Annotated in this window: 11 protein-coding genes; 10 read left to right on the plus strand and 1 reads right to left on the minus strand. The window is 32.3% G+C overall.

Going from position 1 to position 11,036, the window contains the following annotated elements:
• Positions 1-2 precede the first annotated feature (2 nt).
• Positions 3-1,493 carry a glycerol kinase GlpK gene (gene glpK, locus RH82_RS13735; RefSeq protein WP_034061526.1) on the minus strand — a complete coding sequence of 497 codons (1,491 nt, stop codon included), beginning with the start codon at positions 1,491-1,493 and terminating at the stop codon, positions 3-5.
• A gap of 187 nt (positions 1,494-1,680) precedes the next feature.
• Between glpK and RH82_RS13740 the strand changes: the two genes are divergently transcribed.
• The 10 genes from RH82_RS13740 to RH82_RS13790 all read left to right on the plus strand — a co-directional run bounded on the left by RH82_RS13740 (position 1,681) and on the right by RH82_RS13790 (position 11,035).
• Positions 1,681-2,220 carry a hypothetical protein gene (locus RH82_RS13740; RefSeq protein WP_052158353.1) on the plus strand — a complete coding sequence of 180 codons (540 nt, stop codon included), beginning with the start codon at positions 1,681-1,683 and terminating at the stop codon, positions 2,218-2,220.
• A gap of 9 nt (positions 2,221-2,229) precedes the next feature.
• Positions 2,230-3,033: an AfsR/SARP family transcriptional regulator gene (locus tag RH82_RS13745; RefSeq protein WP_034061527.1), complete on the plus strand. Its 804-nt coding sequence runs from the start codon at positions 2,230-2,232 to the stop codon at positions 3,031-3,033.
• Between the two features lie 165 nt (positions 3,034-3,198).
• Complete coding sequence (locus tag RH82_RS13750; protein ID WP_034061529.1) at positions 3,199-3,471, plus strand: hypothetical protein; 273 nt, start codon at positions 3,199-3,201, stop codon at positions 3,469-3,471.
• Positions 3,472-3,620: 149 nt separating this feature from the next.
• Positions 3,621-4,442: a hypothetical protein gene (locus RH82_RS13755; RefSeq protein ID WP_052158354.1), complete on the plus strand. Its 822-nt coding sequence runs from the start codon at positions 3,621-3,623 to the stop codon at positions 4,440-4,442.
• Between the two features lie 28 nt (positions 4,443-4,470).
• Complete coding sequence (locus tag RH82_RS13765; protein ID WP_034061531.1) at positions 4,471-4,758, plus strand: hypothetical protein; 288 nt, start codon at positions 4,471-4,473, stop codon at positions 4,756-4,758.
• A 127-nt stretch (positions 4,759-4,885) separates the two neighbouring features.
• The gene (locus tag RH82_RS13770; RefSeq protein ID WP_034061532.1) at positions 4,886-5,536 is read left to right on the plus strand and encodes a TetR family transcriptional regulator C-terminal domain-containing protein; all 651 of its coding nucleotides are present in this window, start codon (positions 4,886-4,888) and stop codon (positions 5,534-5,536) included.
• Positions 5,537-5,551: 15 nt separating this feature from the next.
• Positions 5,552-6,862 (plus strand): ABC1 kinase family protein, encoded by a 1,311-nt coding sequence (locus RH82_RS13775; RefSeq protein WP_034061533.1) that lies wholly within the window; start codon positions 5,552-5,554, stop codon positions 6,860-6,862.
• A 199-nt stretch (positions 6,863-7,061) separates the two neighbouring features.
• A complete protein-coding gene (locus tag RH82_RS13780) occupies positions 7,062-8,903 on the plus strand; it encodes a wax ester/triacylglycerol synthase family O-acyltransferase (protein WP_052158355.1) in 1,842 nt (613 codons plus the stop codon).
• Between the two features lie 3 nt (positions 8,904-8,906).
• Positions 8,907-9,842: an alpha/beta hydrolase gene (locus RH82_RS13785; RefSeq protein WP_034061534.1), complete on the plus strand. Its 936-nt coding sequence runs from the start codon at positions 8,907-8,909 to the stop codon at positions 9,840-9,842.
• 8 nt (positions 9,843-9,850) lie between these two features.
• Positions 9,851-11,035: an alpha/beta fold hydrolase gene (locus tag RH82_RS13790; protein WP_052158356.1), complete on the plus strand. Its 1,185-nt coding sequence runs from the start codon at positions 9,851-9,853 to the stop codon at positions 11,033-11,035.
• Position 11,036 lies beyond the last annotated feature (1 nt).

Below are 11,036 nucleotides of genomic sequence, written 5' to 3' on the forward strand. Positions count from 1 at the left end.
GACTAAGCTTCATTAAAGGTTTTGGTTCTTCTAATAGCAGTTAACCAACCTGCGTATTTTTCTGTTCTGGTTTTTGTATCCATTTTTGGAGAAAAAACATGGTCTATTTTCCGAATAGATTCTGTATCTTTTTTTGTCCAAACGCCAGCTTTTAAACCTGCTAACATTGCGGCACCTAAAGCAGTAATTTCAATCATTTTTGGTCTGTCTACAGTAACATTTAATAGATCAGATTGAAACTGCATTAAATAATTATTGGCACTTGCTCCTCCATCTACTTTTAGTGTTGTTATTGCTTTTCCACTATCTTCTTCCATGGCTTTTATAACATCTTTGGTTTGGTAGGCTAGTGCTTCTAAAGTTGCTTTAATAATTTCGTTTTTCCCTATATCTAATGTAATTCCATAGATAGCACCTTTCGCATTTGCATCCCAATATGGTGCTCCTAAACCAGCGAAAGCTGGCACAACATATAAGTCTTTTAAAGGCGGAATGCTATTACAAATTGCTTCAGTTTCTTTTGCTTCATTAATTAAAAGCATCTTATCTCGCAACCATTGTATAGATGCGCCACCAATAAAAATACTACCTTCTAAAGCATAATGTGTAGGTTCGTTTGGTAGGCTGCACGCTAATGTGGTAATGAGTCCGTTTTTAGAAGACACATAATCTTTTCCATTGTTTAATAAAAGAAAACAACCCGTTCCATAGGTGTTTTTAGCAATACCTTCTATAGAACCTCCTTGTCCAAACAATGCAGCTTGTTGGTCTCCAGCAACACCATAAATGGGAATAGTTGTGTCTTTATATGTAACCGAGCCAAAATTTGAAGATGATGTTTTTACTTCTGGAAGCATCGACTTTGGAATGTCTAAAGCAGCAAGCAGCGTGTCATCCCATTTTAAATCTTTAATATTATAAAGCATGGTTCGTGATGCATTGGTATGGTCTGTAACATGCTGCTTTCCGTTAGTGAATTTATAAATCAACCAACTATCAATAGTTCCAAAAAGGAGTTGTCCAGCATCGGCTTTTTCCTGAGCGCCTTTTATAGTATCTAAAATCCATTTTAACTTGGTTCCCGAAAAATAGGCGTCAATTACTAATCCTGTATGTTCGCGAACATAAGTTTCTAATCCTTTGTTTTTTAAAGTCTGACAAATATCTTGAGTACGATTGTCTAGCCAAACAATAGCATTATAGACGGGCTCGCCAGTTTCTTTATCCCAAACCACAGTTGTTTCTCGCTGATTTGTTATCCCAATAGCAGCAATTTCTTTAGGGTGTATGCCTGTCTCTTTTAGAACGGTTTCAAAAGTTTCCTTTTGATCGTTATAAATTTGATTTGGATCGTGTTCTACCCAACCAGATTGCGGATAATACTGTGTGAGCTCTTTTTTAGATATACCTTGAATGTTACCTTGGGTATCAAAAATAATGGTTCTCGTGCTTGTTGTACCTTGGTCGAAAGCGATTATATATTTGTTGTTCATTGGCTTCTTTTTTCTGAAATTGACCAGCAAAATCGAATGTCTTAAAGTCTAAAGAACTGAAAATATTTTCGAAATACTATGCTTGCATAGTAAATAATTTTTAATTTTGATGATATAATTACCGTTATACTGATTTAGTTTTTCAAAAAAAGAATTGTAATTTGTAACCGATTAAAATTTTAAGACTATGGCTAAAAAAGCAGATCAAACCGCATCTTTTATGGTTCGGTTTAACCAGATTATTTTTGAAGAAGATGGTGAATCTAAGGTCCAATGGCGCGGAAAAGTATCGCATGTACAAGGAGGAGAAGATCAAAGTTTTACTAACTTTAATGATGCTGTTTCTTTTATTCAAGAACGATTGGGTGATTTAACCATGGAAGCCACTAAAGATAAATCGCCAGAACAGCAAGATTCTTTACTAAAGAAAAGTTTTTCTTTATGGAAAACCATGGCAAAAGAAGGCCCTAAAGTAATAATGGAAACTATTAAAGATCCAAGAAAACAAGTGGCTAACCTGCAAGATCAAATTAGTCATTTTGGTGAGGACTTGATAGATAAAGTGCCAATAGACGAATGGCGAAATGCTTCACGTTCCGATTTTAATACCATAAAAGAATCGATTAGTACGCTAGCAGATGAGATTAAAAAACTAAATGCAAAAGTAGATGCTATTAGTAAGCCCGCAAAAACAACAAAAACTCCAAGAACTACCAAAAAGAAGTAAACTTTTTAAATGAATCAACTTCAGGATAGATTAAAAGAATTGAAACAGTTTCAAAAAGATGCCGTTATTCGCATTCAAACTTTGGGACAGTTTAATCTATGGCTAGAAAATGAAAAAGTAGATTCTAAAAAATGGGGAAGAGATAAAACGGTTCAGTTACTACAATATTTAATTTCTAATAGGCAACGTCACGCACTTCATAAAGAAAAAATCATGGATCATCTTTGGGAAGATGGCGACGACAGAGATTTTAAAGTAGCATTACATGGTGTTAATAAAGTACTAGAACCCGAAAGGCCCTCTAGAACCGAACCTAGTTTTGTAATTAGACAAGGCATTAGCTATCAGTTAGATTTAGAAAAAGTATGGATTGATGTCGAAGCTTTAGAACAATATGTTATTATAGGTAACGAAGCTTTTGGCGAAGATATAACAATTTCTAAAGAGGCTTATAAAGCCGCTATTGCATTATACCAAGGTGTGTATTTACCTAATCGTGTTTTTGAAGATTGGTCGTCTGAAGAGCGAGAAAAAATACAAATCCTAATTTTAGGAGCTTACGTAATACTTGCCGAGATATTACTAAACGAAAACCCTTTAGAAAGTATTCGTTTAGCACAATGTGCTATTGCTATAGATAATACTTGGGAAGACGCTTATAGATTACAAATGCAAGCCTACATAAAAAAGGGAAACAGACCACAAGCTATCAAAGCCTATCAGAAATGTGCAGATGTGCTAGATCAGGAATATGGTATCGATCCACTTCCCGAAACAAAGAACCTTCTAAAAGATATTGAAAACATTCAGTAAATATTTTTTTTAAAAAAAAATATACTGTAAACCATTGTGTTTGCTAGTCCTTATTTAAAATATTACGTTTAAAACAATGCCACCCTTCAGTTTGCAACTCATTTGTAACTGCGCCATCGTACGTTTGTACCATAAATATTAAACAACACATTAAAACTATATATTATGGCTACTAAAACTAAAAAAGAAAAGGCAACACTAATCAATACTGCGACTACTAAAGTATTAGGGTTAACAACTAAAGCAAACGATTTAGCTTTAAACACTACAGAAAAAGTTTTAACAAAATCTATAGACCTAACTGAAAAAGGATTAGGACTTTCTACTAAACTAGTAAAGAAAGGTTTCAAAGCTTCGGCTAAAAATCAAGAAGTAGTTTTTAATACTTTAGAAACTGTAAAAGATAAGGCCGTAAAGTTTTTATCAAAATCTAAATAATTTTAAAATAAAAAGGAACGCATACACAAGTGCAACTCATTTGTAACTCACTGATTGTATGTTTGTACCAGAATTAAAAATAACATATAATAACAACACTATATTATGGCAACTAAAACAAAAAAACAACAAAAAAGGCAACAAGTAAAGTGAAAAGCACTACCAACGTTGTAAAGAAAATAAATACAGAATTAATAAATGCTTCAATAGCTACAATTAATACTGTTGTAGATAATGGTGGGAAATGGCAAAAATTAGCTTCTAAGTTAATTAAGAAGACAGAGAAAGTAAGAGAGCAACAAATCAATATGATTTTTGATACTGCTGAAGCTGTAAAAGGACAGTTTGTTTCAGGAACAGATAAAATGAAAGATTTAGTTGGTTACGATGTTACTATAGTTGAAAAAGCTAAAAATATGGCAGTTAATAACCCAGTAAGCAAAAAAGTAATCGATATCGTTGAAGATATTACAGAAAAAGTTTCTGAAAACCCAATGGTTCAAAAAGCAGAGAAAGTTTCTGAAGATATAAAAAGCATGGGAATGGCTAAGTTTAATGAACTTAAAGGAGATGTTTTAGAACAAGCTTCAAAAATCATTAACAAAGGCGAAGCTATTATTGAAGATGCTAAAGCAACACCTAAAGCTAAAGTTACTAAAAAGGGAGTTACAGTTAAAAAAGTAAAAGCAACTAAAGTGGTAGCAAAAGTTGCACCAAAGAAAACGGCAGTTAAAAAAGCAAAAGCAACTAAAGTAGTAGCAAAAGTTGCACCAAAGAAAATGGTAGCTAAAAAAGCAACTACAACTAAAAAAGCGGTTACTAAAACAGTAACAAAAGCGACTCCTAAAGCAAAAACTACTGTGGCTAAAAAAGTAACAGCTGTTAAAAAAGAAACTGTAGCAAAAGTAGCCGAGGTTAAAAAAGAAGCGACGACTAAGGCTGTTGAGGTTAAAACAGAAGTGAAAAAATAATTAGATTTAACGTAAAATATAATTTAATATGAGCACAAAATCAATATTAGATGCGCCAAAGAAAATGGTATTTAAAGCATTAAAGAAAACAAGAAAAGTTGCAGAATCTGCTAACGATTATGCGCTAAATAGAACTGAAGGCGTTGTTAGTGAAACAATTGTTGTTGCAGAGCAATGGCAAACTGTTGCTAACAAAGCAATAAAAGACAGTTTTAAAATTGCTGCAACAAATCAAGATTTAGTTTTTACAGCTTTAACTGGTGTTAAGAAACATATGAAACTTAGCAAAAAAAGATTTACTAAGCTTACGGCATAGTAATTAAAGCTTTTGTTTATTTTAAGTTGGTTAGTTAAACCAAGCTACATTGTAGCTTGGTTTTTTTGTTTTATAGTAATAGTTTTAGCCAAAACGTTTTGTATTTTTATAGGCAAATATTTGGTGAATGGTAAAGAAAAATAGAATTACAGCGTCCGAAATTATAACACTATACATGGATTATATGGTAGAACACCATAGTAAACCAGAATCGGTTGTAGATTTTACCAAAATTCATCAGTTTACAGACGAACAATTCTACGCCCATTTCAGCTCATTTAAAGATTTAGAAAAGGATATTTATTTATTACTTTTCGAAAATTCTTTATCTATTCTGAAGCAAACACCAGGATATATCACGTTTACTAAAAAAGACAAACTACTTAGTTTATATTATACCTTTTTCGAAAACCTGTCACTTAACAAAGAATTTGTAAAAATTAATTTAAAAGGTTTTGAAAATCAACTGAAAGCATTAGCCGTGTTTTCAAGATTTAAACATGAGTTTTTAGCATTTATGGATGCATTAGATTTGGAAACATTTAATCTGAAGGTAGACAGTATTGAAAATATTCAGAAAAAAACCATTAAAGAATCTTTCTGGATTCAGCTGGTATTTACCATGAAATTTTGGTTAGATGATACCTCTGAAGCTTTTGAAAAAACAGATATTTTTATTGAAAAATCATTGAACACTAGTTTTGAATTGTTAAACACCAAGTCCTTATCTAATATATTAGATTTGGCGAAGTTCTTGTATAAAGAGAAAGTGAAATAGTAGGAACATGTAGTTATGAAAACACTAAAAAGTATACCGATTTCTAAAATTCAACGTGCCTCTAAACTCGTGCAAACTGGAGCAAAAGTTGGCGTAAATTATTTGAAATATTATGGCGATAAAATGGTTAATCCTGAAGAAGAAGCCAAAGAACGCTTAGATGAATCTAACGCTACAGATATTTACGATAGCTTAAAAGATTTAAAAGGATCTGCTTTAAAATTAGCACAAATGTTAAGTATGGAGAAAAACATTTTGCCTCAGGCTTATGTTGAAAAATTTTCTTTGTCACAATTTTCTGTGCCACCGTTATCTGGACCTTTAGTAATGAAAACCTTTAAAAAGTCTTTTGGTAAATTTCCAAATGAGATTTTTGATATATTCAATCCTGAAGCAATAAATGCAGCAAGTATTGGGCAAGTGCATAAAGCCGAAAAAGAGGGAAAAACCTTGGCTGTAAAAATTCAATATCCGGGAGTTGCGGATAGTATTTTGTCAGACATAGCAATGATAAAGCCAATTGCTATTAAAATGTTCAAGATAAAAGGTGAACATTCCGAAGTGTATTTTAAAGAAGTAGAAGGTAAGCTTTTAGAAGAAACGGACTATTTACTAGAGATAGAACAAAGTAAAGAAGTCGTTGCTGCTTGTTCACATATTCCAAATTTACAATTTCCAAGATATTACGAGGCTTTTTCATCGAAGCAAATTATAACCATGGATTGGATGGATGGGATTCATCTTTCTGAATTTGCAAAAACAAACACCAATATAGAGCTTGCTAATCAATTAGGACAAGCACTATGGGATTTCTATTTGTACCAAATGCATACGCTTAAAAAAGTACATGCAGATCCGCATCCAGGTAATTTTCTAGTATCGGAAGAAGGACAATTAATAGCTATAGATTTTGGCTGTATGAAAATAATTCCAGAAGATTTTTATGTTCCTTATTTCGAATTGTTTAGTAAAGATATTCTTGATGATCCCGTTTTATTTCACAATCAATTATTAGAATTAGAAATTTTGAGAGTATTGGATACTCAGGAAGAAACACTGTTTTTTACCACTATGTTTCATGAGGTTTTAAGTTTTTTTACACAACCATTTCGCGAGGAACGATTCGATTTTTCTGATCCTGTTTTCTTTGAAAAAATAGGTGCTATTGGAGAACGTTATTTCAAAAGTACGAGAACTCAAAATATGAATGCAAATAGAGGTTCTCGACATTTTATTTATTTAAACAGAATGTTTTTTGGTTTGTTTAATTTAATGTTCGATTTACAAGCAAAAAACATTAGTATTAATAACTATAAGACCTTGTAAAATGTTCAGCTTAACTAAGCTTAATTTTCTCAAAATTAAATATGCTATGCACGCATAGTATATTATTGAAATAACGTATATTGCAAAAAAACCATTGTAAATCTGTGGTTTATTTTGATAAAAACATTAAATTTTCAGAATAAATTTAAGGAATTGATACGTTTTTAAAACAACAGCATATAAATACAAGTAATTAATAATGGCAAAAAAAATTGATTTAAAGGATATTGTACAAGACGCATTGGATTCTTCAATACAACAAATTTCAGGCTCTGATGCAGCGTTTTTGTACGCAGAATCTCCTACAAGTCCAATGCATATTGCAACGTTAAATATTGTTGAAGGCTCATTAAAATATCAAGACTTTAAAGAAATTGTCGCATCTAAACTGCATTTAATTCCAAAATTTAGACAGCGTTTACTAAATGTACCAATGAATTTGGATTACCCGTATTGGGTAGATGATCCCAATTTTGATTTAGACTTGCATTTAAATAGAATTAAATTACCGGATCCATCTAATTGGAAAACGTTAAGAGACTTAACATCAACATTGTTTTCTGCGCCTTTAGATTTACGCAGACCATTATGGTCAGTGCACTTTATTGAAGGCATAGACGAAATTGCACAAGTGCCAAAAGGCTCTGTCGCTATTGTAACAAAAATACACCACGTTATGATTGATGGGAGTTCGGGCGTTGGTCTTCTGGGTGTTTTATATGATAGTGATGCCGATGGTAAACAAAAAAAGCGCTCTAAACCAAAAGCCTATAATCCAGAACCCTTGCCAGACGAACTTAGTTTGTTGTTGAAAAGTGGTTATGGTTTTTTTAAAAACCCATTTAAAATTCCTAAAACAGTTGCAGAAACTGCTTATAGTTTTATTAAAAATAAAGCGGCAAAGAAACTTAGTATTCAAAAAGAATTTAGTGCTACAAAATTTCCAGTTCCAATTACTATTTTTAATGGTTCCATTTCTGCAAAAAGAACTTGGGGAACAGCAATTTTATCTTTCGACCGCATTAATGCACTTCGAAAAACAATGGGAGGAACTATTAACGATGTTATTCTAGCTATTTGTGCAGGAGCCATTCGTCGTTATTTAGTAGAAAAAGAAAAACTACCATTACATCCTTTGGTGGCTAATGTCCCAATTTCTATTAGGAAAGAAAGTAGTGGCGAAATGAATAACCAAATTGCTAATATGATGATTCAATTAGCAACACATATAGAAGATCCTTTAGAGCGATTAGAATATATTCAAGAGCAAACCATGTTAGGGAAATCCAGACATAATACAATGGGAGCAAAAACATTAGCAAATATGGCAGATGTTGTGCCTTTTGGTTTGGCAAATTTAGCAGCTGGTTTGTATAGTAAATACAATATTAAAGATTTACACAGACCACCTTTTAATGTTACTATTACCAATGTTCCGGGACCAAGAGGTTTATTGTATTTAAATGGACATAAAGTAGTTTCTATTTTTGGTTTAACTCCTGTTGTAGACGGTTTTGGACTCATTATAGCAGCATTTAGTTATAATGGTCAAGTGAGTATTACTACAACTTCAGACTCTAAAACAATGCCAGATGCTGACGTGTTTTCAAGGTATATTAGAGCATCTGCAAATGAGTTGGAAGAGCAAATTAAAAACGTAGGTAAAGGTAAATCTTCTACTAAAGCTTCAAAACAAGTTAAAAGCAAGAGCACACCGTTTTTCACTGCTTTAAGAAAGTATTTAAAAGAAAATCCTAAGCGTGTTAAAACCTACAAAGGTTTATACCATATGCAATTAGATTTAGGAGATATAACGGTAGGTTGGGAGCTAGATTTAACAAAAGCGGAAGCCGTTATTAAGAAAAAGAAAAATCTAGATCCTAAAGTTTTAATTGAGATTGAAGATCAAAACCTTTTTGCTTTGTACAAAGGCAAATTGCTTTTAGAAGAATTAAAAATACAAGGACGAATTAAAATAACAGGAACTGCAGCGAGTAAAATGAAATTCACGAAATTACTTACGGCCTTTTTAGAACGCTAATTAATGTATTACAACACACATATATTAAAATCTGCAGATGGCGAATCCATTTGTTATTATAAATGGGAAGCGAATCCAAATGTGCCTTTTAGAGGTCTATTGCAAATAGCACATGGATTAGGGGAACACGCTGGAAGATATGATAGTATAGCACATCTTTTACAAGAAGAAGGCTATTCAGTCTACGCTAACGATCATCGTGCACATGGTAAAACCGCCGAAATAAAACGCTTATTTGGGTTTTATGATGGCAAAGAGTATTTCGACGATTGTGTTGCGGATATGTATGCATTGTCGACCATAATGAAAACTGAAAAACCACAGTCTAAATTTATATTATTTGGACACAGTATGGGATCACTTTTAAGTAGAAAATATGTCACAAAATATGGTAAAGAATTAGATGCTCTAATCTTATCTGGAACCGCAAGCTTTATAAAAGGACTAGGTAATATAGGGCTTGTTACAGCAACAACAGTTACAGCTTTTCGTGGAAGATCGCGAGGAAACGAATTTTTGAAATCTTTCTTTTTTGGCGAATTCAATAAAAAATTCAAACCCAATAGAACAAAGTTTGATTGGATTAGTAGCAATGAAAAAGAAGTAGACCTTTATGCTAAAGATCCCTATCGTATCGAAGATTTTTCTCTAGGTGTCTTTTTAGATCTTATTAAGAATTCAAAAAAATTGAATAAACCAGAAGCCTTTAAAGCAACACCAGAAAATTTACCTGTGCTCATTTTTTCAGGCGATAAAGATCCAGTTGGTGAAATGGGAAAAGGTGTGAAGCGTGTAGTAGAACAATACAAAAATCGTGGTATGCAAGATTTAACTTTTAATTTATACGAAGGCGGAAGACACGAAATGTTAAACGAAGTCAATGGAAAAGCTGTTAAGCAAGAAGTTATTAGTTGGTTAAATGCACGCATAAAAGATTAAAAATAAAAATGGAAGAAACCCAAATTTTATATAAAATTTTCACACGTTTAGCAACAGCGCTAAGTGTTTTAAATGGTATTTCTTTAAAGGAAGCTAAAAAGTTAACGAGTCTACAATTTAAAGAGCATCCTTTTGAGAAAGAAGTCAAAGCGCTTATTAAAAAAATTAATAAAGATGAACATGATAGCATAGAGCAATTACTTGATGAATGCATTTTAGTCTGTGATGAGTTAGGTTCAAATAGAGATTATATTACATTAGTTAAAATATTTGAAGATATCGGTCATTCTATTTCAGAAGGACATGACCAAAATGAATATAAATACACAAACTCTATCATCGATAGATTTAAAAAAGAGATTGCAACCATAAATAAAAAAATACCACTTCCGCCATTGTTCAACATATTAATGGAAAGCAGATCTGTAATTGAATGGTCGTCTATTTATTGTTTGTATCCTTTTATTCCAAAGCGTATTAAAGGAAAAGGAAAACCGGTGTTATTAATTCCGCCCTATTTAGGAGACGATTTTTCAACATCATTTGTTAGAAAGTATTTAAAATCATTAGGCTTTACAACCTATAAATGGGAATTAGGCTTTAATATGGTAAAGTCCCATTATATCCCAAGATTAGAAGAGAAATTGGCTGATATTTATCAACTACATCAAGAAAAGGTGAGTATTGTTGGTTGGAGTGGTGGTGGAATATTTGCTAAAATAATGGCAAACAGACATCCAAACCAAGTAGAGCAAATTCTAACTATAGGATCTCCAATTTGGGGTGTTATGGATATGAAAACGCCTGTATATGGTTTGCTACAGTTTTTTAGAGGCAAATCTTTAAAAGAAAGAAACGAAAGATTTCTTGCAGAATTAGAACCAATACCAAAAGTACCAATAACGTGTATTTACACTAAAACGGATGGTTTAATACCTTGGAAACATTGTATGGAGGCTGCAACCTATAGAAAAGATATTAAAAACATTGAAGTCTATGGCAGTCATACAGGAATGGGTGCCAATGCGAGTGTGTTATTAGTTACAGCCAATATGTTAAGTGCAAATATACAAGGCAAAAAAATAAGGGACGTCGGTTCAAATATTGAACGTTTTTTATATCCTAATTTTTGGAATAAAGCCGTGAAAGCATTAAAAACAAAAAAGCCAATTGTACAAGTCATAAAAGAATAAG

Source organism: Lacinutrix jangbogonensis (assembly GCF_000797445.1).
Classification (GTDB): domain Bacteria; phylum Bacteroidota; class Bacteroidia; order Flavobacteriales; family Flavobacteriaceae; genus Lacinutrix; species Lacinutrix jangbogonensis.

Coding starts and splice junctions, on each gene's coding strand:
- RH82_RS13790 (WP_052158356.1), top strand. CDS start 9,851: ATGGAAGAAACCCAAATTTTATATAAAATTTTCACACGTTTAGCAACA.
- RH82_RS13780 (WP_052158355.1), top strand. CDS start 7,062: ATGGCAAAAAAAATTGATTTAAAGGATATTGTACAAGACGCATTGGAT.
- RH82_RS13785 (WP_034061534.1), top strand. CDS start 8,907: ATGTATTACAACACACATATATTAAAATCTGCAGATGGCGAATCCATT.
- RH82_RS13775 (WP_034061533.1), top strand. CDS start 5,552: ATGAAAACACTAAAAAGTATACCGATTTCTAAAATTCAACGTGCCTCT.
- RH82_RS13740 (WP_052158353.1), top strand. CDS start 1,681: ATGGCTAAAAAAGCAGATCAAACCGCATCTTTTATGGTTCGGTTTAAC.
- RH82_RS13750 (WP_034061529.1), top strand. CDS start 3,199: ATGGCTACTAAAACTAAAAAAGAAAAGGCAACACTAATCAATACTGCG.
- RH82_RS13770 (WP_034061532.1), top strand. CDS start 4,886: ATGGTAAAGAAAAATAGAATTACAGCGTCCGAAATTATAACACTATAC.
- RH82_RS13745 (WP_034061527.1), top strand. CDS start 2,230: ATGAATCAACTTCAGGATAGATTAAAAGAATTGAAACAGTTTCAAAAA.
- glpK (WP_034061526.1), bottom strand. CDS start 1,493: ATGAACAACAAATATATAATCGCTTTCGACCAAGGTACAACAAGCACG.
- RH82_RS13765 (WP_034061531.1), top strand. CDS start 4,471: ATGAGCACAAAATCAATATTAGATGCGCCAAAGAAAATGGTATTTAAA.